We start from the raw sequence: 23,101 nt of genomic DNA, 5'->3' as shown, positions 1-23,101 counted from the left end.
TACAACCATCCGTTGCAGCTCCGCACCACTATTCGCTAGCAACTTTCATGCCAGCTCCCTGTCTGCCTCGCGGCGACAGGCGCGAATCTATCATATCTCGCTTTTCTTTGTCAAGCAGCTTTCTGCTTTTTTTTCTTTTTTTCTACACGCCGCTTTTTTAAGGCGGATACTAAGCTAGATCAAATCGCAATAAAAACCAAGCTTCCAACACTCCGCAACCGAAGTGAAGAAAACATATAGAAGTTTACGCTCTGCAGTTGAAAATTACCAACAGAAATGTATGGCAACGCAACAGACCAGACGCATGCACCACAGAAGTTCGTGGAGCGTGAAAAAGATGATAGCACCACTTTTAATTTAATGCAAGTGTTTTTTTAACTTTTTAGCTCTTTTTCACGTTTTTCAATAGATTTTTTAATCTCTGTAATTTGTGCTACCAGGGCAGCTATTTCTGAATCAGATACAGAAACAGTTTCGGCATTTTTTTCAGAAAAGGCGGTATATACTTCTGTTCCAAGACGGGCAAGTAATTTCTGGGCCTGTCCTTGAAGCTGTGCAATCTCAAGCTTTAATACCCCTTTTTCTCCCAGATCCTGCGCTTTAGCTCCTGCTTTTGCCATAATATCCCGGGAAGTCTCTAAGCCTTTTTCTAAAAAATCTTTCATTTTTTCACCAAATGTCATAACCGGCTCCCTATTTTCTTTTGATACCAAGAATCGTGAGGTCATCGTACTGTTCATCCTCACGAATTCCCATATAGTAAATGTACTCTTTTTGCTGTGCATTTTCCATTTTTTGCGGCACATAACTACTGTACTGTACAAAATGCGCCTGAAGGAATTCATCAACCTTTTTATCCACTAATACTCGCTCATCGGGGCGAACTGCCGGGTCTTTATAGAGCCGGAATATTTTTTCAACCGATACGAGGGCCATGACGGCTTCAGTTATGGTACCCTGACAGTTGGTAAAATCAAAGACAAGGTCTTTGTCCGGGTCGGGATTATGGAATTTGGTAAGAATGAATTTGTTTCTATTGAACACAGCGTTGATTATTCCGGAAACACGATCATAGCCCAGTTCTTCATCGGTCTGGCCCGCCACATGGTTTTCATGGGGGGTTCCGGTCTCACCTTCCGTGCAAGCTATTACTTCATAGGCACTGTTTCTGAAACTCCGTTTAGCCTCCTCAATACCGTCAGTATAAAGGAACAGCACATCGCCGGGATCAAGCTGCAGGGTTTGTACTTTGTAGCCCCCTTTCATATCGATAAGGTCATTATCCAGAACGCCGGCCGCGGGAGAAGGGGGCAAGGTGAGGGTCTGGAGGCTGCCCTGGGAGGCATCAAACCAATGAACAATATTGTCACCTGCGTTACAGAACCGTACAAGGCCAGTCTGGGAATCGAAAAGACAGAGGGTAAAGGCGGCGAATCGGCCCTTAAACTTTAATTTTTCAAGGAGCTCATTAATTTCATAGACGACCCGCTCTATTCTGAGGCCCTCAGAATTGGGTTTCCAATGCTGGAAACTGTTTAAGAAAAGGGTAGCCACCTGAACCATGATGAGGGCTGCGGGAACCCCCTTTCCTGCCACGTCACACTTAATCACCGCAAAATAGCGGTTATCCAAATTGATGTAATCAAAATAGTCGCCTGATACGCCTTTAGCCCCTTCGTAGTATCCAAAAAACTCTGCATAAGCCGCATCCAGATGGCCGGTGGTCAGCTTGTTTCCCGATGCATCGGTTTCCAGGGGGATGAACTTTTTCTGCACCTCCTTACCGATGGTAAGATCCTTGGAAGCAAGTGCGGCCTTTACGAGTCCATGGGTCATATCGTTGATAGTTTCCCCAAGGACAGCAATTTCATCTTTGGACTTTATCGTTATTTCATGCCCCTCGAGGGTTGATTTGTCCTCCGTATCCTTTATTTTTTTTACGTGTTCCACGAGCTTTAGGATGGGGCTTACTATATAAACCGACACGAGAATAGCGCCGATTACACCGATCACCAAAGCTATAAGGGCGATTAGGGCCGTCACCTGTATCAAGGCCTGTCGGCCCGCATCCACCTGGGCATAAATTGAATCGATGGTAACTTCGAGCCGTACCAGACCGCGGAAGTAAATATCGTCCGATCCTTGGCGATATAGAACAGGTTTGTAGAAAATATAGCGAGAATTTTCCCTTGGCGGTAGTTTGTCCGTTAGGAAAGCCGGTTCGGAACCAATATTGGATGCCAGTTGGGTCAACTTCTCATTTAACCGGGCTTCCAGGTTTCTCGTGGTAAGCTGAATGTCATCCCGCCGGCGTACACTTTCCGCATCGGTTTTCAGGGCCAGGATCAGGGCTTCGCGGGTCAAGTCAGCGATAGTTTTGGATATATCCCCCACCTCAGATCGGGCACGGTCATCAAGTTCTTTTGCGATTGCAGCAATATTTGGACTTATGGGGTCCTGCAATCGGGAAATACCGGGCTGGAACTCAGCGGTATCTATTTTTTTCTGAATATCTGGATCGTTGGTTGCCCAGACATGGTCTGAGAAAATGGTTGCCTTTGATCCAAAACCGGTAATCGTGGCATAGGTAGCTTCTGGCACCGCAGATGTCTGGGCTGGAAGGAATCCCAGCTCCAAGAGGTTTTGGGCAGGCAAATATGCCCGAGCTCCGGAGGCAAGACTTTCCAATAATACCTTTGACCGATCCCGAAGGCCCTGCAGCAAGGTTGCTTCTTGGGTGCGGGTCATCATGAGGGTGAGGGGCACCGAAACCATAAGAACAACCATACTAACAAGGAAAATGGTGAATATTGCCAGTTTAATACCAAGGCCAACACCTCGACGCTTAATCCTTGTTATCTTTTTTTGTTTTTCCGCTGTCATAGGCACTCCTGTAATTAGGGCAGCTGCATCGAGCCTGAGCATGGCGGTTTCGGTAAGCACACTGCCAATACCCCTGATTGCGATAAAGAATCCAAGCAATGCAAATAGGAGAATGGCGAAAACTCCCAGCATGGCCACATCCACCGAGAAAGACCGCTTAGCTGGTTTTGACCATGAGGGCTGCCATACTCTGGAAAAATCGCCGAATTTGATGGTTCCCATCTCATCAACCTTGAGAATGGGGCCGGTTCTATAGAGACCCCGACCTGAATGAACAAGGATAATGCGGTACTGGCCCGCATCCAGATCCTCAAGGCGGATGCCTCCAATTTCCCGGTCTGAAATGATCTGGTAATCCCTTTTCTCCAATTGGAACTCCCGGTCATAGGGAGGCACTCCATCACGGTCGATGTAGAGGGCAGTAATTTTTCCACCTTCTAAATATCCCCGGCCCAGAATCCGTATGAGAAGCTTTCCCTGTTCATCGGTTTTTGTGTCCACATAACGGACTATGGTGTAGGGTATATATTTGTTTGTCCTGAAATAATACACCGTTGGCTGACTTATATTGCCAACCCTATCTACTACCGCAAGGGTAAAGCGCCATATTCCGTTATCCTGGTTTGTAAAGGACGCTTGGGTATCGGTTCCCATAAATCGCAAAGGAGTGGTCACTGTAGGGAATGATGCACTAAGACGGGCAGCGAAATCCGCTAAGGAAAGCTTGCCGAATAGATCGAGGGGGCCTAAATATTCCAGATTCCAGGTATAACCTGCCACATCCGAAGCCGGAGGGGCATTCCAAGAAATGGTAAAGGTGTTAGATAACAGATACCCCTCAGCATCAAGATCTGGGCTTATAATACTGGCCGCCGGAGGAGGTGTGGTGTCCCTCACAAAAGAGACAGTGCTGGGCTCGGACCAGTTGCCGGCAAAGTCCTGGGCTCGAAGAGAAAAGTACCAGGGACCATCCTCAGAGGCTACCTGTTCTAGTCGTGTAGTACCCGCATAGAGTTTAACAGTTTTAGGAGGTATTTCGCGGGGATCCCTAGTCCAGATATAGGAATACCCCAAAATACCGGAAGAATCTTCTGGCGCAGACCAGGAGATCTGAATCCGATCGGTTCGCAGCCGTACTCCATCCTGAAAATTATTTGGTCTCAGTATGGGTTTTGCAACGCTTGTGTCCGGCGCAAGAAGGACTAGTCTGTTTTGAGATGCCCTCTGGGTCTGCCAGAAGGCATACAAACCAGAGTCATCGTATATGGGCCTGCAAAAGGTAGCATCCCCGCTTGTAACTGAAAGGTCTGTGTCTTCCCAGTCCAAACCCCTTTTCTGTGCCATATAGACACGATTTTGACCTCGTCGGTTATCAAACCAGAAAAGGGTCCAGCGGCCCTTGATATTTAGAACCACCGGATTATTTGCATACACGCCCCGTGGGCTTATTTGTTCCGCCTCTCCGATAATTTGACCGTCCGGTTTTAATTCCAAACCATAAATCTGGGGATTTCCGTTCGTAGTCCGCCGTTCCCATGCAAGAAAGAGACTGTTGCCAGATCCAAGGATAAAAGGCCGTTGGTTATCGAAATTTTCTGGTTCCCGTCGGCTTGTCACATAGGGATCAATAAAATTGGTAATCTGCCGGGGGGCAGACCAGGTGCGGCCCCCATCGGAACTGGTCACCATAAAGAGCTGGAAAGTAGGCCGAATTTCTCCGGTAAGGGCCTGAAAGACAACATAATCCACAGAACCAAGACTGGTATGGCTGGGTAAAAAGGTCAGCTTGAGGCGCTGATCGGTAACAAAGGGAGTAAAGTCAGTCCAATCCCGGCCATTGTCAGACCGGGCGTAAAAGAGGGAGAGACTTTGTTCCTGTCCCCGGGTGATAAAAAGCAAGTACCCCCCATCGGCCCGGGCAACAATACGGGGCGCGAGAGAAGAATTTATATCTCCTTTGAGTCGATAGGATGAAAAACTTTCCCCCTTATCTTCGGATAACAAAATTTCCGTTTCACCGGATATAAGCCCGACGGCAATTAGAATACGGCCCCTGGCATCCACCACGGCTGAAGCAATGGGCGGTTCGGTACCTGAATACGGATAAGGACCAGCTATCGCACGCTTCACGGACCATGGCCCATCCGCAGTTTTAATTGCCATTGACAGGCTGATAGCGGATGCGGTGGATTCCTGCCAAAGCAATAGAGAAAGTTTTCCATTAGACGAAGTGACCGGGAACTTCGCAGGACCGGGGCTAAAGATTATGGGATTTTCCCAATAAAAGACATCCTGGGCATCCGTAAACGGGATAGTAAAGAGGAATAAAAGACCAACGAGCAAAAGTTGATAAGGCCCCGGATGTTTTTTCATAGCCTCGACTGAATCCTTTTTTGCAGTTCTACCAGTTTGGTGGAGTTTCTATTCTTTGGATCCTGCAACAGTTGTTCAACGATTGCAAGGGCCACAATGGTATTGCCGTTCTGCAATTCCTGGACAGCCCTCTGGTATTCCCGTTCTGCAGCGCTGGAGAGCACCACCGTTGCCTGGCCGCCCACATCGGTTTGTATCCGGTCCTTGAGTGCAATAGCCTGCTCATTGTTGGGGTTCAGCTTAAGAGCTTCATTGAGCTGCGCAAGAGCCACCGGAAACTGGCTTCGGGTATTTGCATCGATAATGCGCCGGGCAGCCGCAGTCAGTTCATTGGAACGGGCTATCGCCTTAGGATCCGGTGGCGGCAGCCTGAGCCCGAGCTGTATTTCGGCTTTTTCGATGATAGTCTTGATTCCTGGATAATTAGGATTAATGGTGTACAGGTCCTGAAGTTCCGCATACCCTTCCTGAGGTTGGACTGCGAGCTTAGCCTGAGCGTCGCTCAGTCGCTGTCTAAAGTTGGCAGAAAAAGCAGCAGGGTCTATAAGCTGATCAATCTGAAGTTCCAAAAGCCCCGCGTCCTGATTAAGGGGAAAGAGGATGCGCACTTCCTGGATCTTTGTGCGGGCTAGGGCAAACTGTTCAAGAGCTTCGGTTCTTTTTTTTGCAGCCAGGAGCGCCTTGCCGGTCTCAAAAGCTTTTTGGGCAGCGCTGAGAAGCTGGCTCATTTCTGGATACAACGGAGCGGTTACCGGAATGGTCCGGCCGGTCTTTATGGAAAGAGCACTGCGGGCAAGGGTAAGCCAATAGGCCACTTCCGGTTCATCTTCCACATTGGTGGTCTTCCAGCGGTTCTGGGCCTGTAACAGTGTTTCCTCAGCCTTGGTAAAATCTCCATTAAAATAGCTCCTTTTCGCCTCCGTAATAAGCCGGCGAACATCCCGGACCACCGTCTCATTTTCTGTCTTGGAAATTTCCGCAGCAAGGGAAAGAAGCCGCTGATCCCGCAGGGTTCGCAGATCCGCTGCTTCTTGGACAGCCAGGGACGCATCATACCGTTCCCCCGACTGCTGCAGGCGCTGCCGAGCAAGATCAAAATTAAGATTCCTTAATGCCGCTTGGGCTTCCAGGAAACGCCGGTCTCCTTCCAGCCTTAACGTCTCGGCCAACGCAACTTGCTGCTGGGCCGTGGCGATATTGGTTTTTGTTTTTCCCTGGAGGGCCTCGAGGGCTGTTAACAATAAAACGGTTTCCTGCTGGAGTTCTTGAATTACTTCCGCTTGCCGTATCGGTACTGGCTCCGTATTGTAGGCTGAAAGAACAGTCCGGACCTTTTGAATATCAGCGGCAAGAAGCCGATCCAGATCGGTGAATAATGGAAGACTTTCCTTTGGATATTTTGCCAAATAAGAAGTGCCCTGTTGCTGTGTTATCTGTACCCCCTGCAGAAGCCTAAAGGCTTTCTGGAACGCCCCATCCCGGGCAGCAAGCCGATTGTTAATTCCTGTATTTTCAATAATAAATCGCTGAGACGCAAGAGTAAGCTCCTGCTTATTTATCAATTGTGTCAGATACGCTAGATGTTCTATTGATTTTTGGATGCGTTCTACCGCAGTTTCTATTGAGAGTGCGTTGTTCGCATAATTTTCATAGGTTTTTAACCTTGATGCAGCAACGGTTTCGCTGGCTGTTACATAATTTTTAAGGTCTAAAATGGCTAATCTCAGATTTGCAAGACCAGCGATGGTATTGTCATCCGAAGCGCGTCCAGCCTGCCAAGTATCAAACACTGAATTCTGCTGTCCTGATAAATCCAGTAAGTCCTTAAGGGCCTTGTAATAAGATGTCATGATCCCGGTATTTTCCAAAAGGCCCTGAACAGCAAGATAGACAGGGACTTTGTTTTTTGCAATGCTTTTACCATAGACGGACACCTGGTCCTGAAATTCCTTAACGGCCACAGAAGACCAGACAGAAAGGAGCCGTAAGGCAAAATCGCTGTATTGCCGCAGCTGTTCTATCATAGGGCTTTGCAATGATACAGGATTAGCTTGGTAGACTTTTTCAAATCCAGTATACATGGTGTCCAATTTTTGAACCGTCGCAGTTTCCAAAGCATTGACACCCTTTACCCAGAAGGTATCCATAGCTCCCACAATACCTTCCGGCTGAATTTCAGTTTTTCGGCCGAGAATAAAACGGAATGCAAAGGGCAAAAATGAACTATCTCCCAAATTTGCATCGGCGCTTTGCAGCAAGAGGAATTGACCTTGGAACCCAAGACCGACAGATGATGCGGTATTGCGCATGGATGCGAATTGGAGCAGCAGCGGTTCCAGTTCAGCATAGGCTGCAAGGATGGGTGCAAAATCACTGTTATAATCGAATGCATTTGTCAGATTGATGAATGTATCTATTCGTTTTTGCAATTCCGGCAGGAGTGTACCAAAGGTACCAAGGTTCTGCTGAATAGTCTTTAGCCCCTGTTTTACATTATTTTCGATAATCTCACCGTAACCAGCCTGAAAAAATTCTTCCTGATACAATGAAAAACCATCCGCATAACGCCGGGCAGCACCGACATAGTCCCCTTTGTCTATGAGCGACCTGCCTTCAGCCATAATTTTTTCGAATTGGGCACGGTTATAGGTAAACAGGGCTGTTTCCTTTGTTTTAAGAATAAATTCCCGGGCTGCCCGGTTTGGCGCTGCTTCGAGGCTTTCCAATTGGCGGATCATGGCCAGTTTCCGCTCATCGTTTGTTGGATCCGTTACCAGCACATTGAGCAGATCCCCCGCAATCGCATTATATTCTTCCCTCAATTTTACAATTCTTTGCAATCTTCGCTGGGCATCATCAAACCGATCGGGATTCTTTTTAATAAATTGGGTTAAAAGCAGTATGGCTTCATTGTATTTCCGTTCTGCGATAAGGGTATCTGCGGTTGCCAGGGGATCTTCCTTCTGCCCCCCGGCATAGACCTTCCCCTGACCATATACCATCATTAAAATTATGGCCGCCACAAGGAGAATGGGAGAGAATCTCAATTTTAAGAACCGCTTCATGTACAAGGTTTACCCATTACTACCTTATCGGAGCTATTACTTTTATCCTATACAGTAGAAATATATATCAAACTGATATATATTTACAGTGAGTACCGATGAAGCGAACCTTCCATATTTTATTAGCAGCTTATTTCTTTCTCACCTTTCCGCTGTATGCCCTTGATATAAACAACTCGTTTTATGGGTCCGTTACCGATTATATACTTGCCATTAATGGAATTGATTCGAATCAGGGATTGACCGCCCTGCCGGTGCTTTCGATTCCTATGGGGGGCCGTTCTGAAGGGCTTGCCACCGCCTTCGCAGCCGTGGCTGATGATGCATCTTTTATTGAATGGAATCCCGCAGGGTCTTCTATGATGGCCAATACGGAGCTGTCCTTTTATCACAACAACTGGATTGCGGACACTAAAATTGAAGGGCTTGTCTATACCCAGCGTTTTGGGAATTTTGGCTTCAGCGCCGGCGGAAAATGGCTGTATGTGCCCTTTACTGAATACAACGATTTCGGCGACAGGGCATCCAAGGGTTTCTATTCGGAAGCGGTTGCCATAGTTAATGGATCCTATAATTTTTTTTCCGGCTATTATTTTAGCGGTCTATCCCTAGGAGCAAATCTCAAAGCTGCACTGAGACTCGTTCCGGACTATTCTGACGATCAGGGAGCCATTCGCACCGGTTCAGGGGCGAGCCAGTCGGCCCTGGCGCCTATGATAGATATTGGGGCATTGAGTCGTTTCAATTTTATGAAATGGTATTACAGCAGGGAACGAAATAGTTCGGTGGCCCTGGTGATAAAAAATATTGGCTTTCCTGTCCAGGGAGATCCCCTGCCAACGGAAGCGGTATTTGCATTGGCCTACAAACCAATCCGGCCGATCCAGTGGTCCTTTGACGGTACAATTCCCATAAATCTCTCTGATCCGGCTCTATCGGAAAAACCCTATTGGGCAACTGGCTTATCCGCGCAGATAACCGAATTCCTGGCCATGAGAACTGGACTCTTATTCAAATCGGGGAATATCCGCATCACCTTAGGAAGCGCGGTCCTAGTTGATACCATTGCGGTAGATATTAACTATACATTAGATCTCTTAACCCAGCTGCAGCCCCTTAACAGGGTGAGCGTGGGAGCAAAATTTAATTTTGGAGATCAGGGCCGGGGCGAACGGGCAAAACAGGTAGAAGCCTATTATCTTGCCGGATTGGAAGCCTATGCGCGGGGCGAAACCGAGGCGGCGATTAAAAACTGGGAAGCGGCCCTTAAAATAGACCCCCGCTATGACCCTGCAAAAGAAGGGTTAAGAGCCATTCTAGGGACAGAAGCCCTTTCCAAACGCATACAGGAAATCCAAAAAATCGAATAAATAAAGCTTTTACCGCTTCTTTCTGAATACCCTGTAGTTGATATCAGGGAAGATATTATGTTTCCGCTCAAGCTGAGTAAGCCATTCGGTACTGATATAATTGCTACCCAAAGAATCGTAGATGGTTGTGAAATTTTGGATACATTCTTCTACAATTGACCGTGCGAAACTGCTGGAGAATCCGACATGCTGGATAGATGCCCAGTCTGCAGCCTGTGCAAGCATAACTTCTCGGGCAGCCTGGTTTAGGGTCCGTTCCTTAAGTCCACCGTCGTTGGGAAAGCGCTCTGCCAGTTCGATCATCCGTTCTATGGCTCTCAGAATATGGGGGTACATCCAGTCATTTGAGGAGTCGAGCCATGTTTCTGCGTAGCCATTCAGACCCCAGGAAGAAAACTCGGGCATGACCTTTTGGAGCGCTTCCTTTTCAAGCTTACTGGCGTAGGTGCCAGGATTAACCATGGAAATGTGTTCCGCTGCCGCCGCTTCCCTGAAAAGGGCCTCAAGGAATTGGGGGCCTTCAAACCAGCGGTGTCCAAAAAGGTCCGCATTAAATGCACAGATTGATATGCCCTTTTCTCCGGTAATTTTTTCCGCTTCTTCCAAAGACTTGAGCCGATCGGCAAGGAATGCTTTAGCGTGAGATCTGGCACGTTCGGATGCAAGATCAGGATTATACAGGTCCTTATGCTGGTTCCGGTGTGTAATGGACCAATACTTATACCCCGTGGGTGTACGCTCTCCTGTTGGTTCAAGGAAGGCTCCGATTAAATCCTGGTCAAGTTCATAGCCCACATCTCGATAAAAATCCCGGTATACAGAATCTGCAGGGTAACCTGTATCGGGATGTAAAATCGTCCGGCTCGCATGCAGATCCCGTCCATATATAACAAGCCCACTCGGAGATCGCACTGGCGAAAAGGTGCCTTTCTGGGGAGTTGGAGTGCCAAGCAGTATACCATGAGTATCGACCATGGTATACGTAAAATTATAGGACCGCAGATATTCATCCAAAGCAGGATGCCACCCCGCTTCAGGCAGCCAGAACCCCTGGGGCAATCGGCCAAAAAGAGACCGATGAGATGAAATTGCCACTTCTAACTGGGCTTGAATATCCTCTGGATAGGATGTGTAGAAGGGAAGAAACGCATAGGTAGCTGCAGTGGTAAGAAGTTCTATTTTTCCTTTTTTTTGATAAAAATCCAGAGTCTTAAGCAAGTCATATTCATAACGGCCGGTAAAAAGTGCCTTGGCTTCTACCGCACGGTCATAATACATGCGAGCAAGCCGGTTAAGATCCCTATTTGACCTTGTCCTATCTACCTCTGAAAGCCCAAAAACAATACGCTGATCTAAATAATCCAGGAAGCGTTCTATCAAAAGCGGGTCTTGCAGCATGTGGCTTAAGGTCGGTGATATAACAAGCCCTAAATGGAAGGGAATCCGTTCTGCATCGAGCCGCTCAAACATGGTAATAAGAGGCAGATAGGTCTCAAGGATTGCATCAAAAAGCCAACGCTCTTCAAAAAAACGGGGATAATCAGGCTGACGTACAAAAGGAATATGTGCATTGAGCACAAGGGAGATATAATACCTATCGTTCATCAAGAAGTACCTCAAAAATCACAATGCTGGTGAATATGGGACTGAAAATCGCTGCTATGGGTAATTTCCAGCTGATCAAGTCCGGAAAGCAGCAATATAGGCGCTAATGGATGGGTGTCCACTGTTTGAAGCAACGCATTAATATTTTCAGGGATCTTAAAAGGAGGAGACTCGGCAAGCAACACGGTTTCCTTAGCCTTTTTCAATCTCAGCTCTACCTTGAACCATCCCTTACTGCTGGGGAAACAAATATACCAGGCCTTATCCATCACATCCACATCGATTGAAAAAGAGTCATCATCCGATGCTTTCCCGGGATAAAGGGAAACAACTCTAAGCTGATATCCGTTAAAACCGGGACTTTCTTCATAGATTTGACGGTCCTGGGTTTTTATTTCCCAAAAGACAAAGGCCCAGACGGGGTCTCGAAGCAGCACTTCTACATAGGTTTTATTGTAAAAATAGGGTGTTTTTTCTACTTTAACCGAAGCAACATCCTCAATATCGTCTTCAGCTTCAACTTCCTGCTGACTGGCTTCGAGAATTTCCTGTATAACAAAAATTCTGTTTAGATCATGCGGAAGGTCCAGACCGAGATCTTCTGCCAAGGCTGCAAGATCATCGGTAGAAAGCGATTCAAGGTAGCTTTTCTTAAGCTGTGTTTCTCCCATAACTTGTCCTATCATGGGAAAAAGCAAGGCCAGTGTCAAGCACTATAAATCAAGGAATTAAGGGTTCGGAAAAGGGAGAGCTTTGTATAAAGCTGTCCAGATCTAATTGTTCCAAACTCGTTGCATCCTTGAGATCCTGGAGCCGGCCCCTGGCTCGTTTGTTTTTTATAAGCAAGTCTTTTGCAATCACGTTCACCGATTCTCCCCAGAATGTACCGTTCCGCCGTTTTTCCCAAGCCTCTTCCCAGGACACTCCAGATATTGATGATATTATGTCTAATTCTTCTGGCGGATAACCAAGTCTGACACAAGCATTGGGATCTATAAAATCTTGGACGGTAAGTCCAAGCGCACCAAACCCAAACTCTTCCAGGGCAAGGAGAAGGTTTTGCACATTGTCGACCTCCGGCGAAATAAAAAGATCGAGGTCGTCCATACTGAGCGGTATACCGTGATAGGCCAGTGCATAGTTGCCGACGATAAGGTACTCTACCCCATGATGGTTAAGACATCTAAAGAGATCAATAAAATCCCGCGGAACCTGTGACATACTATGCCTCCGTATTAAACACTAAAAGAGCTTGTACGGAATTACAAGGGTAAGAAGAATTTTACATTATAATGTCGCCGAATTCTTCGTGAACAAAGGCGTGAAAATATTCAGGCAGAGGAGCCGATACAGTAATAGTCTTTTGAGCAATTCTGGACGGAAAATGAAGCTTCCATGCATGGAGCATGAGTTTTTTCACAGCCCGCTCTTTTTTTAAAAACCGGTTCAGAGCAAAATCACCGTATTTATCGTCTCCTAGAATAGGGTTTCCGACAAGGGCAAGATGACGTCGTATCTGATGCATTCTTCCGCTTCCGAGTCTTAATTCCAATAAGGAGAAATGTTCTGAATAAGCCAATGTTTTATAAAAGGTAAGAGCCCGTTTCTCCGTACCGCGAATCTCAAGGGGATCATCGATTTCCCCTTTGAGCGGTTCAATACGCTTATTACAGAGTGCTACATATATCTTTTCTGCTTTTTTTCCCCCAATTACCGAACTGTAATAGCGGGCTGCATCTTTTGTTTTAGCCACCAATATGAGACCCGATGTGTCCTTGTCCAGACGGTGTACCAGAAAAGGCCGCTGCTGCCATTCTTGAGCCAAAAGGTCATCTAGAGAGGTAGTAATTCGGTCTCCACCTTGAACCGCAAGCCCAGCAGGTTTATTCAGTACCACACAGTCAGCATCTTCGTAGAGAATGTCGATATTCTTCATGAGAGGGAGTATAGTAATAGTATGAAAGACTCGTCCAGTGTGCGGCGAATCATCAGAAGCTGCTGGGTATTGTTTCTTTTAGCAGCTCCATTGTTGTTCGCCGAAACACTTTATTCACCTACATGGGGCTTTAGCATTTCACCGCCTGAAGGATACAGCTATAAAGGAGGAGATGGCAAAAACCGCTTTTCCTTTAGCTTTGAACCCCGTGCTCCCGCCAATTTGGATATCCGTATCTATGATGGGGGAACCTTTGATTCGGTGGAGGACCTCGCTTTAGATATACAGAAACGTCTTTCATCCCAGGGTGAACAGGAACCATTTGTGTACCGCAGCCGAAAGGCACTCCTCATGGAGCTATCCTTTGTTTTAAACGGGAAACAACAATCAGGCTGGGGACTTTGTATTGAATTGGACTCCCGCAACGGAACGAAAAAACCATTCATGGCAGCCCTTGCGTATGGAGATAAGGCGATACAGGAACTTTTAAACTTTCATCTTTCAGCCCTGGACTCTATTATTCCAGGAGCGGAGGACAGCCTTGCACCTGGTCCAATATCGATCTATGCATTTCCGGAAGGAGAAAAAAAAGACACAAAGATAGCCATACTTCCTGCAAAAGCCATGCTTGATCCAAATGCCGCCCTGGCCTGTAAAACAACGGTGGATCGTGAATTCGCCGTACTCAGTGCATACCAGAATGACAGTCTCTGGAAAGATGCATGGATTAGGTTCTACCGGATGATCTTCCGGGATTCCTATGAAAGACTAGCCGATGTCGCTTTTACAATAGAACGAAATATTAGTCAACAGATTGATGGACAAAGCATGGATAGGGCAAAAAAGAACCGGTATTTTGCAGAACAAGCCCTCGCATGGGTACAACAATTTCGCTACGAACGGGATCTCATGGGTACGGACTTTGTTGACCTTGTAACCGCCGCAACTGAAGGCAGGGGAGACTGCGACAGCCGAGCGCTGCTTTGGGCCATTATTCTGCAGCATAACAATATTAAAAGCGCCATTATGGTTTCCCGGGATTACAGCCATGCTATGGGCCTTGCACTGTTAGAAGGCGGCGGAGCCCGTTTTACAACCGGAACTGGAGACACCGAACAAAAGTGGCTGGTGGCTGAAACAACGGCCCAGGTACCCTTGGGCCTTATCGGTGCTTCGGTAGCTGATCCGGCAAAATGGATACCCGTTTTATTTTAACTGAATGGGCCGGCGGTTATCCCGTAGCCGTTGAGATAAATATTCTTTATCCAAGTTCAGCCTGTTCACGAGCAGGACAAGTTGATCCGTAGAGAGAAGATTCTGTTCCGCATAGAGATAGCAGAGCGCCCGTTCGGCAATACAGGGAACTTCCAGGGCATTCATATGTTCAATCCGCGCATCTTCCTGATGAATATACCGCTGAACAAAATTTTTGTAGAGTTCGGATCGCTCCATATCATAGTTCATGGCATATAGTTCCCGTTCAACCGGCGATAGGTCGCCCCGCGCAGCAGCTTCTCCGAGGGGCTTCAAAATAAAATAGGTGTATTCCTTTCCTGGCAAGAAATGGTGCTTGTCACATCGGGTACAGTAATTCGGTTCCCGGGGATCATCCTTTTCGCGATCCCCCCCTACAATGATTAGGGGATCAAAATACAGGGCTGGACACTCTTTTCCGTTTACCTTGTAGTACCGGTAGGTATAAAATGAATCCTCTATACAGTCCTGATGTTCACAATAAGCCGTAAGGGGGTATACATCGGTAGCGTTTTCTACCAAAAGACGGGCTGTAGCATTAAATATTTCCCGCCTAAAATTAAGAATAAGGGTCGGACAAACAAAGACAAGCCCCCGTTGTTCCGACTCGTTTTTCATCAGGTAAGCTATTCGCTCATCGTAAAAAGCAGCCTCGTCCACTATCCAGGTGCCTATTTCTGGGTGGGACTTTATACGGTTCTCCAAATCAAATGAATCCTGTACAAAGGCGATTCGGTCCCCACAGCGTTCAAAGCCACCCCGATACGCCAAGGCATCCTGCGGATAATCGGGAAACCGGCCCGCATCGAGCCTTGATCGGACAAAGAAGATATTTCTCCGATCCGCATTACCCTGACCAGATTCTCCGCTAAAAAGACTTTTCTGAGCGTCCCAATTAGTGGTCTCCGCTGCGACCTTGGCACCTTTCTTCCGTGCAACTTCGCCATCCCGCCAGAGCCGGGCGGAATATTCGGTCTTGCCCGATCCCATGGGACCTATAACCAGGATGCGCCGCCCCGCAGCACGGAAATCAAAATGCTGCAGCGCTTCATGGACTTCCAGGGCAGGAAAACCAAGACTCTTCAGAAATCCCGCCGTTTCTCGTTCTGTATTGGTAGACATGATATTATTCGGAAAGTATATCAGCCTTCAGAAAAAGCTGCCACTCTTTTATTGATACTGTGGTTGCAAGCAGTGACGTGCGGTTTCTAATGGTTACCGACTAACCATTAGAAACCGCAGCCTTTAATGTTCCTGAATTAAAAGATGATAAGCTTCTTGCGGATTTTTAACCGCCAGCAATGCGCTCCTGAGGTCCTTGTTCTTAAGCTTAGCGCTAAAGTAAGAAAGGGTCTGGAGGTAATAGGCATGCTGGTTATATGCGGCGGCGATCATAAAGAGAAGCCTGACCGGCTGGTCGTCCAGGGTCTGGAAATCAATAATATCGCACTGGCTTATACCAACCGATACCACAAGATCAGTAACAGAAGAAAGCCGCACATGGGGAATGGCGATACCACGACCAATGGCGGTGCTCATCAATTCTTCCCGTTTTAAGATCTCCGAAGCAAGCTCCTGGCGGTTTTTTACCTGGGGAGCATTGGCCAGATTATCTGCCAGGGCAAGCAGGGCATCCCGCTTGGTAGAAAAATTAAGGAAAATAATACGGTCCGGAGAAATAATGTTTTCCACCTGAACTGAAGAAAATTGGGGGGACATCCGATTCATCGATAGCCTGTCGTTTACCCATTTTTCAATTTCAGACTTCTTAAAGCGCCAGACAGTACCAATCTTACCCGCGGGTATTTCACCTTTTTGAGCCCAATCATACACGGTCCGTTCGGAAACTCGTAGGTATTTTGCAACTTCTTCTATTGTTAATATATCATCATCAATCATATTCACTCCTTATCTATGAGAGACCGTATAAGTACTACTATATTGCAATACACCGCAGAATATGTCAAGTAAAAGTATAACTTTCTAGACTATAGTTTTTCTGCCAGTTCGTGGAGTGAATCAAAGGGGACCAATACTCCTATGGTTGTATCGAGCCGTACAGGGCTTGAACCGCCGCAGCGGACAGGTGAATCTTTATCCATAAACTCACTTAAGACCTGTCTGCAAGCCCCACAGGGCCCAACGGGGTCAACAGAATCTGGGGTAGCAATCGCCAGGGCGACAAAACGACGTTTACCAGCGCTTACCGCAGCGACAACCGCACTGCGTTCGGCACAAATAGTTAAGCCAAATGAGCGGTTTTCCACATTGGTACCCGTAAAGACGGTACCGTCATCACAAAGCAAGGCTGCCCCTACCCTGAAATGGGAATAGGGGGAGTAGGATGCTTCAGCGGCTTTCTTAGCCTTTTCATATAATTGTTCCATATCCATACACAAACGCTCCAATCGTTGACAGATACTATAATACTATATACCATAAACTTTAAAGAGGGAAAAATGGTCAAAAAGAAGTTATACATATTCATTGGTTCTGCCTTTGCAACCAGTTTGATATATTTAATGGTAGCCGCAAAGCCGATATCCCCCGAATTCACTCTAAAAACCCTATGGACATTGAATCTAGATGATACAAGTCCCCGTACCGCACAGTCTGAAACAATAAAAGAAGCCCCCATACCCTTTGTATTGGGCAATCTGTATGGCTATATTTCCCCCGATGGCGCACTAATTGATAAACGAAGTCTCCAGCAAAACCATTTGATATCGATTACACCTAAATTAGTTTCGGTCATCAATCCCATACCGGATACAATTACTATTGAATCACCGGCATCCCACACAGCTATCCTCGTAAAGGATGCATCTGGCTATCCATTTTTGGTACAGGATCGAATCTTTTTAATAGGTAAGGACCAGGACTCAATATCTTTTATAAGCGATTCTGGCACAGTTCGCTGGAATTATTGTGTGTCCTCTCCTATCACTGCCTTGGCGTGCAATGTGGGCAATATACTTATTGGTACGTTAGACGGAAATCTGTATCTCCTGAATTCCGAAGGGGAGCTCATCTATACGTTCCAGCCTGGAGGTTCCAGGTTGTCTATTATTCTCGGGGTAGCATTAGCTTCTGATAGCAGTAAAATTGCATTGATATCAGGCATCGATAAACAGCGGTTTATATTACTCGGCAAAGCAGGGCAAACCTACAAGGTCATTCATCATCAGTTCCTTAATACCGATTATAGACGGCAGGTAATCATCAAATTTGCTCAGAACAATCAGTATGTGCTCTTTGAAGGAAAAGCGAATCTCAGCGTCTTTGACGGGCTAAAAAAACGGATGTATGAAATTCCTATAGACAAGCCTATTCAAGCTATAGAGGCTATAGAAAAAACCAATAAGGTATTTGTCATGGCCGGGGCAGAGAATCAAAAACAGCTTATTGCCCTTAGTTTGCCAAATAAAAAACTGCTTACTTCATCGTTCGTCTCTCCAGAGAGTTTTATATACAGTTATGCAGACCAACTCATATTGGGAAGCGGCTCAGTTATAACAAGCTTTATTGTGGAAAAATAGGATAGACCTATGAATACAAACCGAATACGAGCAATAATTATTTTTATCGCAGCGGCTGTAGCTTTAACCCCGTATATACAGGCCTTTGACTGGCCCATACAGAACGGAAAGGCCTTAAAGAATTTCGGAATGAACGATAAGGGACAGCCGGAACGGGGAATATTGTTTGCAAAGGAAGATTCGGTTTTCCCTGCCGATGCAGGAGAAGTATTGTTTGTCAGTTCTTATAAAAAGGGGGGAACCTATCTGCAGCCCCTGGGCAACTGGATGGCAATTCAGCACCAGGATGCACTCATTGGCATTTATAGCCATCTATCAGATTTTGCAGGTCCTGTTCAATCCTCTGTGGCAGATGCTTCAATCTCTATTGCAAAAACGGGAAGTTCCGGATGGGCGAGCGGCCCTCAATTACAATTTTCAGTCTATGACCGTAAGACATCAGGGTATGTAAACCCCCAGTTACTCATCAATCTGATAGATACACGGCCTCCCGTGGTTCGACAGACCATATTTGTTGGACGGGACGGCCAGCGCATAATACTGGGCCAGACAAAATCGCTTCGTCAGGGTTTATACAGGGTTTTAGTAGATGCCTATGACCTGGCAGATCTTTTCGGAAACTACCAGGTGGCCCCCTATCAGTTTAGTCTTTTTATTAATGGTTCTCTGCAGGGACAGCTTGACCTAGACATGATTTCTGTAAGGGATGGAAAATTCCATGTGAATCTTCGAAAGGGGCAGCGTACGGATCTTATTTACCAAGCTGACGGTTCGTATTTCATTGGAGAGATTCAACTTAATCGGGGAAAGGTTCTCTGTGAAATAATAGTGACCGACACGGCGGGCAACCAAAAGAGCCAGACATACCAGATTAATGTTGAATGATAAAGGGTCATGAAAAATATAAAAACCTGGTCCACTCCAATCAGAGCTGAAGCAAAAAAATATGTTCCCTGTCCGCTCTGCGGATCTACTAGTTTTGTCCCAGCCCTTACCTGTGAGGGCTTTTCGTTTGTTCGCTGCAATCTTTGTTCCCTGGTTCAACAGAATCCTCAGCCGGTGCAAGAAGCCATAGAAAATCGGTATAGTGGCCATTCAAGCCAGGCCTATTTAGAATATGAACTGCATAACGAAATACCATTTCTTTCCCTTCAGATTAAGGGTCTTGAGGATGGCGGCTTTTTTAAACTTGAAAAGCAATTCCTCGGAACCATGGCTCCTGAAAATGGCAATCGAGCAGAACCTCCCCTTGTACTCGATATTGGCTGTGCGACTGGGGCGCTCCTTGAACAACTAAGAGACCGGGGCTGGGATACCCTTGGAATAGAACTATGCAGCCCCGCGGCTGACTATGCTCGAAAGGTTCGTAAGCTCCCCGTTATAACAGGAACCATAGAAACCGCAGACCTCGCCACAGCATCTGTGGATATTGTTTTGGCTTCCCATGTGATAGAACATGTGAACAACCCCAAAGCTTTTGTTGATGAAATTTATCGGATCCTGAAACCGGGGGGGTATTTTTTCGTTACCACTCCCAATATCGCAGGCTTTCAGGCAAGACTTTTTGGCAGCCGTTGGAGATCCGCTATTTTTGACCACCTGTATCTATTTTCCAAACGAACCCTTGCGCAGCTCCTTATTGATGCAGGATTTGCCATTGAGACTGTAGTGAGCTGGGGAGGACTTGCAAAAGGAAGCGCACCCACACTCGTAAAAGTTATGGCAGACCGGCTAGCAAAATGGCTCAACTGGGGAGATGTGGTCCTTATGCGATGTCGGAAAGCTTCCTGTCAATAACAGCGCCGCCTGCCAAAATGGTATCCGGAGGAACCCGATTGCTCGCCAATTCAAACTCAATATTTTGTTTTAACGGTATATAAAAAGCCACGGATTGTCCGGGAGCGATGGCCCGTTGGGCTTCATCAAATATCACCCGTACCGAGCCATCCGGTCGGGGCTCTACGAGGGCCCAGGCAGGTTTAGACGCAAGCCTGATTTTTGCGAGGGCTCTAAAAGGTTCGTTACCAAAGCCAGGGGCCCACACACTTTGTGAACCCTCAAGAGACTTAGAAAACAATTCCCTCTCATGGCCTACCACAACCTGGTTCTTTACCGCATCGAGGGCAACCACATAGAGCGGTTCTGTTCCGGTGCTTACCCCGACACCTCTTCGCTGGCCGATAGTATAGCGTACGATTCCCCGATGTTCTCCCAGCACCCTTCCCCGACTATCAACGATATTACCCGCTTTAAGCCCATCTCGGGCAAACAGGGTTTCATAATCTTCTTTTGCAATAAAATCCTGGCTGTCTTTTTTTTCCGCCACCTCAAGCCCCCGTTCCCGGGCAAGCTGGCGAACCGCTTCTTTCCTGAGAGCTCCTAAAGGGAACCGTGTTATCTTTAAAATATCCTGCCCCACCCGCTGCAGAAAATAACTCTGGTCCTTAAAAGGGTCCAAACCCGGCGCGAGATAAACCCCCTGTTCTGCTTCACCATAGGGTGAGAGGAGCCTGGCATAATGGCCGGTAACATAATAGTCAAAATGATAACTCCGCTCCCGAAGCGCCATCGGAAGTAAACCGAATTTGATGAGCGGGTTGCAGCGAAGACACGGATTCGGAGTACGGCCCTGCATGTATTCGCTTTTAAAATATTCAAGAACTTCTTTGCCATAGGGTTTTGATAGGTCAATTACTACATATTCTGCTTGTAATTTTTCACACAGCCTGCGGCAGGCAGCTTCATCTTCTTCCTCATCGGGGCCATAGCAGCCATTTCCAGCGCCTTCAGGAAAGGCAATAGAACCATCATAAACTTTCATAGTTACCCCAACAACCTTACAGCCCCGTTCTGCCATGAGGTGGGCCACAAGAGAAGAGTCAACGCCGCCAGACATGGCTACAGCAACTATGGAGCCCCGGGGCGGAAGAGGCAATTCTTGGAGCGAATCGAGATTCAGCATACCTGACTATTATATTAATATTCCGAGTTTTGCCTAGGCAGTTGCCGAGGCAGATGCCGAGGCAGTTGCCGAGGCTGTTCTATATAGATAGACGAGGCATAAGCTTTTGTGTATACTGTTTTCCCTATACGCAAGTATGCTAGGGAAGGAGCAGTATTGAATGGCACCCATTCGTCACCTGGATACGGGATTTCTATTAGGTGATCCGGACTATATCCCCTTTGAAAACGTAACGGAAGTCGAGATCCACACAGAAATTGAACACGCCCTTGAACGGTTTATTTTATCCCCCTCAGGATGGCGTACCGTATTTGCCCCCAGCGGCAACGAAGAGGATCAGGCCAGCACCATCAGTACGGCCCATCAAGTTATTGCAGCCACCGCGGCAAACGTATTTGCTGAATATATCAAATCAAAATCAGGCAATTCAAAGCCCGTAATTCTTATGGGGCAGGATTCACGGCCCACCGGAACGGCAATTGCGGATGTGATGCTCAAGACACTCCTCGCAGCTGGTTGCGAAGTCCGCTATGCGTTCATTATTTCTGCTCCGGAACTAATGGCTTACAGCAGGAAAGGCGGCTTGGCTCCCCAAAATTCAAAAGAACACATTGATGGTTTTGTATATATATCCGCAAGCCACAATCCTATTGGTCATAATGGTATTAAATTCGGCCTCAATGACGGAGGGGTCTTGCCTGCTTCGGAAGCAAAGCTGCTCATAGAACATTTCCAAAAAGCTATACATGATAAGGACAACCTTGAAACTATAAAGAGTCTTCTGAGATGCCTCCCTAAAACCAAAGTTGCGGCGACATATGAAAACAGCGGCCTCGTAAAACGAGAAGCCTTCGCTGCATACCTTTTATTTACCCATGAAGTTATTACCGGTAGTGCTGATCCGGATATGCAAGACCGGGTCTATTCATTTATCAGGGAAACCACAAAACAGAATGGCCTTGGCATACTGATTGATTTTAATGGTTCGGCCCGTACAACCAGTATCGATACCTATTTTCTTCAGTCCCTTGGCTGTACAGTAGAAACCATGAATGCAAAACCACGGGAAATCGCTCATCGCATTGTTCCCGAAGGAGAATCTCTAGAACCTTGCAGACAGGCATTGGAAGCCTTACACGATAAAAATGAAATATTTGTTTTGGGTTATGTACCTGATTGTGATGGAGATAGGGGCAATTTAGTCATTTGGGACGAAAAACTAAAATCGGGCCGCAGTCTCGAAGCTCAGGAAGTATTTGCCCTCTGCTGTGTTGCCGAATTATCCCACATGGTATTTACGGGAGAACTTCGGTACGATAAAAAGGGGAATGCCATCGATAAGGTAGCGGTGGCTATAAACGATCCTACCTCAATGAGAATCGATAGAATCGCCCAGGCCTTTGATGTGTCTGTTTTCCGGGCGGAAGTCGGTGAAGCAAACGTCGTAGGCCTTGCCCGTCGTTTACGCGAACAGGGATACAAGGTGCGCATTTTGGGAGAAGGGGCTGCGGGGGGAAACATTACCCATCCATCTTCGGTCCGGGACCCCATCGACACCATTGGGTCCATGCTTAAACTGCTCACTATCCGCAGCCATAAGGATACCATGGGACTCTTTGAAATATGGTGCGAGTTATCAGGCCAGGCTGAAGCTTACCGGGATGATTTTACCCTTTCAACTATAATCGGTACCCTGCCAAGTTTTGTCACCACCAGTGCCTATGTAAGTGATGCGATACTAAAAATAGAAACAAGCGATCATGGATTGCTTAAAGAACGGTTCCAGTCCGTCTTCCTCAGGGAATGGGAGCAGCGAAAAGAAGAATTGGCCAGCCGTTATGGAATTGTAGAGTGGGAAGCCCTGGCCTATAACGGAATGGAAGAAAAAAGAAATATTCAACACTTTAGAGAAGCCGGAAAGGGCGGCCTTAAAATTCTTTTTAGGAATCATCAGAATCTTGAAATAGCCTATATCTGGATGCGCGGTTCGGGCACCGAACCGGTGTTTCGAATTATGGCAGATGTATCGGGCCAGGACAGCAGGATGGAGCGGGACCTCCTGGGATGGTTGCGACGAATGGTAGAAATGGCAGATAACAGTAAATAGGAGATAT

The 23,101-nt window shown here is 46.9% G+C and carries 17 protein-coding genes; 6 read left to right on the top strand and 11 right to left on the bottom strand.

The genetic code is table 11. The features are described 5' to 3' along the window. Positions 1 to 374: 374 nt before the first annotated feature. Genes Q7P68_RS00945 through Q7P68_RS00935 form a run of 3 tightly spaced genes read right to left on the bottom strand, consistent with a single transcriptional unit; the run spans position 375 to position 8,321 of the window. Positions 375 to 683 carry a hypothetical protein gene (locus tag Q7P68_RS00945; RefSeq protein ID WP_304221651.1) on the bottom strand — a complete coding sequence of 103 codons (309 nt, stop codon included), beginning with the start codon at positions 681 to 683 and terminating at the stop codon, positions 375 to 377. 10 nt (positions 684 to 693) lie between these two features. Next, entirely contained in the window at positions 694 to 5,256 is a 4,563-nt protein-coding gene (locus Q7P68_RS00940) for a SpoIIE family protein phosphatase (RefSeq protein WP_304221649.1), read from the bottom strand. Further along, positions 5,253 to 8,321 (bottom strand): tetratricopeptide repeat protein, encoded by a 3,069-nt coding sequence (locus tag Q7P68_RS00935; RefSeq protein WP_304221647.1) that lies wholly within the window; start codon positions 8,319 to 8,321, stop codon positions 5,253 to 5,255. Before Q7P68_RS00935 ends, Q7P68_RS00940 begins: the two co-directional genes overlap by 4 nt. Positions 8,322 to 8,419: 98 nt before the next feature. Here Q7P68_RS00935 and Q7P68_RS00930 point away from each other — a divergent pair, with 98 nt between their 5' ends. Further along, positions 8,420 to 9,691 (top strand): UPF0164 family protein, encoded by a 1,272-nt coding sequence (locus tag Q7P68_RS00930; protein WP_304221645.1) that lies wholly within the window; start codon positions 8,420 to 8,422, stop codon positions 9,689 to 9,691. Positions 9,692 to 9,700: 9 nt separating this feature from the next. Here Q7P68_RS00930 and Q7P68_RS00925 read toward each other — a convergent pair whose 3' ends face one another. The 4 genes from Q7P68_RS00925 to Q7P68_RS00910 form a co-directional block, all read right to left on the bottom strand. After that, positions 9,701 to 11,296, bottom strand: a complete 1,596-nt coding sequence (locus Q7P68_RS00925; protein WP_304221643.1) for a glycoside hydrolase family 57 protein — start codon at positions 11,294 to 11,296, stop codon at positions 9,701 to 9,703. An 11-nt stretch (positions 11,297 to 11,307) separates the two neighbouring features. Beyond that, positions 11,308 to 11,982, bottom strand: coding sequence for a DUF4912 domain-containing protein (locus Q7P68_RS00920; protein ID WP_304221640.1), 675 nt, complete (start codon positions 11,980 to 11,982; stop codon positions 11,308 to 11,310). 34 nt (positions 11,983 to 12,016) lie between these two features. Continuing rightward, complete coding sequence (locus Q7P68_RS00915) at positions 12,017 to 12,517, bottom strand: hypothetical protein (protein WP_304221638.1); 501 nt, start codon at positions 12,515 to 12,517, stop codon at positions 12,017 to 12,019. Positions 12,518 to 12,578: 61 nt separating this feature from the next. Further along, a complete protein-coding gene (locus Q7P68_RS00910) occupies positions 12,579 to 13,232 on the bottom strand; it encodes an RluA family pseudouridine synthase (RefSeq protein WP_304221636.1) in 654 nt (217 codons plus the stop codon). 21 nt (positions 13,233 to 13,253) lie between these two features. Here Q7P68_RS00910 and Q7P68_RS00905 point away from each other — a divergent pair, with 21 nt between their 5' ends. After that, the gene (locus tag Q7P68_RS00905) at positions 13,254 to 14,447 is read left to right on the top strand and encodes a hypothetical protein (protein ID WP_304221634.1); all 1,194 of its coding nucleotides are present in this window, start codon (positions 13,254 to 13,256) and stop codon (positions 14,445 to 14,447) included. Here the strand turns inward: Q7P68_RS00905 and Q7P68_RS00900 are convergent. The 3 genes from Q7P68_RS00900 to Q7P68_RS00890 all read right to left on the bottom strand — a co-directional run bounded on the left by Q7P68_RS00900 (position 14,439) and on the right by Q7P68_RS00890 (position 16,879). Next, positions 14,439 to 15,608 (bottom strand): thymidine kinase, encoded by a 1,170-nt coding sequence (locus Q7P68_RS00900; protein ID WP_304221632.1) that lies wholly within the window; start codon positions 15,606 to 15,608, stop codon positions 14,439 to 14,441. The genes Q7P68_RS00905 and Q7P68_RS00900 overlap by 9 nt on opposite strands. A gap of 123 nt (positions 15,609 to 15,731) precedes the next feature. Next, a complete protein-coding gene (locus Q7P68_RS00895; RefSeq protein WP_304221629.1) occupies positions 15,732 to 16,385 on the bottom strand; it encodes a PTS sugar transporter subunit IIA in 654 nt (217 codons plus the stop codon). Between the two features lie 89 nt (positions 16,386 to 16,474). After that, the gene (locus Q7P68_RS00890; protein ID WP_304221627.1) at positions 16,475 to 16,879 is read right to left on the bottom strand and encodes a cytidine deaminase; all 405 of its coding nucleotides are present in this window, start codon (positions 16,877 to 16,879) and stop codon (positions 16,475 to 16,477) included. A 66-nt stretch (positions 16,880 to 16,945) separates the two neighbouring features. Between Q7P68_RS00890 and Q7P68_RS00885 the strand changes: the two genes are divergently transcribed. Genes Q7P68_RS00885 through Q7P68_RS00875 form a run of 3 tightly spaced genes read left to right on the top strand, consistent with a single transcriptional unit; the run spans position 16,946 to position 19,822 of the window. Beyond that, positions 16,946 to 18,025, top strand: coding sequence for a hypothetical protein (locus Q7P68_RS00885; RefSeq protein ID WP_304221626.1), 1,080 nt, complete (start codon positions 16,946 to 16,948; stop codon positions 18,023 to 18,025). 9 nt (positions 18,026 to 18,034) lie between these two features. Then, entirely contained in the window at positions 18,035 to 18,910 is an 876-nt protein-coding gene (locus tag Q7P68_RS00880) for a M23 family metallopeptidase (protein WP_304221624.1), read from the top strand. A 9-nt stretch (positions 18,911 to 18,919) separates the two neighbouring features. Beyond that, positions 18,920 to 19,822: a class I SAM-dependent methyltransferase gene (locus tag Q7P68_RS00875; RefSeq protein ID WP_304221622.1), complete on the top strand. Its 903-nt coding sequence runs from the start codon at positions 18,920 to 18,922 to the stop codon at positions 19,820 to 19,822. On the opposite strand, the gene mnmA is transcribed toward Q7P68_RS00875, so the two are convergent. Then, on the bottom strand, positions 19,791 to 20,987 hold the full coding sequence (gene mnmA, locus Q7P68_RS00870; protein WP_304221620.1) for a tRNA 2-thiouridine(34) synthase MnmA: 1,197 nt from the start codon (positions 20,985 to 20,987) through the stop codon (positions 19,791 to 19,793). The two genes, Q7P68_RS00875 and mnmA, sit on opposite strands and share 32 nt — an antisense overlap. Positions 20,988 to 21,147: 160 nt before the next feature. Here mnmA and Q7P68_RS00865 point away from each other — a divergent pair, with 160 nt between their 5' ends. After that, complete coding sequence (locus Q7P68_RS00865; protein WP_304221618.1) at positions 21,148 to 23,094, top strand: phosphatidylglycerol lysyltransferase; 1,947 nt, start codon at positions 21,148 to 21,150, stop codon at positions 23,092 to 23,094. The last annotated feature ends 7 nt before the right edge of the window (positions 23,095 to 23,101 follow it).

The sequence above is a fragment of the Gracilinema caldarium genome, from assembly GCF_029265695.1.
GTDB lineage: Bacteria > Spirochaetota > Spirochaetia > Treponematales > Breznakiellaceae > Gracilinema > Gracilinema caldarium_A.
The sequence above is the reverse complement of the archived record's forward strand: the minus strand, read 5'-3'. Positions and strand labels throughout refer to the sequence as shown.

Coding starts and splice junctions, on each gene's coding strand:
- Q7P68_RS00945 (WP_304221651.1), bottom strand. CDS start 683: ATGACATTTGGTGAAAAAATGAAAGATTTTTTAGAAAAAGGCTTAGAG.
- Q7P68_RS00940 (WP_304221649.1), bottom strand. CDS start 5,256: ATGAAAAAACATCCGGGGCCTTATCAACTTTTGCTCGTTGGTCTTTTA.
- Q7P68_RS00935 (WP_304221647.1), bottom strand. CDS start 8,321: ATGAAGCGGTTCTTAAAATTGAGATTCTCTCCCATTCTCCTTGTGGCG.
- Q7P68_RS00930 (WP_304221645.1), top strand. CDS start 8,420: ATGAAGCGAACCTTCCATATTTTATTAGCAGCTTATTTCTTTCTCACC.
- Q7P68_RS00925 (WP_304221643.1), bottom strand. CDS start 11,296: ATGAACGATAGGTATTATATCTCCCTTGTGCTCAATGCACATATTCCT.
- Q7P68_RS00920 (WP_304221640.1), bottom strand. CDS start 11,982: ATGATAGGACAAGTTATGGGAGAAACACAGCTTAAGAAAAGCTACCTT.
- Q7P68_RS00915 (WP_304221638.1), bottom strand. CDS start 12,517: ATGTCACAGGTTCCGCGGGATTTTATTGATCTCTTTAGATGTCTTAAC.
- Q7P68_RS00910 (WP_304221636.1), bottom strand. CDS start 13,232: ATGAAGAATATCGACATTCTCTACGAAGATGCTGACTGTGTGGTACTG.
- Q7P68_RS00905 (WP_304221634.1), top strand. CDS start 13,254: ATGAAAGACTCGTCCAGTGTGCGGCGAATCATCAGAAGCTGCTGGGTA.
- Q7P68_RS00900 (WP_304221632.1), bottom strand. CDS start 15,608: ATGTCTACCAATACAGAACGAGAAACGGCGGGATTTCTGAAGAGTCTT.
- Q7P68_RS00895 (WP_304221629.1), bottom strand. CDS start 16,385: ATGATTGATGATGATATATTAACAATAGAAGAAGTTGCAAAATACCTA.
- Q7P68_RS00890 (WP_304221627.1), bottom strand. CDS start 16,879: ATGGATATGGAACAATTATATGAAAAGGCTAAGAAAGCCGCTGAAGCA.
- Q7P68_RS00885 (WP_304221626.1), top strand. CDS start 16,946: ATGGTCAAAAAGAAGTTATACATATTCATTGGTTCTGCCTTTGCAACC.
- Q7P68_RS00880 (WP_304221624.1), top strand. CDS start 18,035: ATGAATACAAACCGAATACGAGCAATAATTATTTTTATCGCAGCGGCT.
- Q7P68_RS00875 (WP_304221622.1), top strand. CDS start 18,920: ATGAAAAATATAAAAACCTGGTCCACTCCAATCAGAGCTGAAGCAAAA.
- mnmA (WP_304221620.1), bottom strand. CDS start 20,987: ATGCTGAATCTCGATTCGCTCCAAGAATTGCCTCTTCCGCCCCGGGGC.
- Q7P68_RS00865 (WP_304221618.1), top strand. CDS start 21,148: ATGGCACCCATTCGTCACCTGGATACGGGATTTCTATTAGGTGATCCG.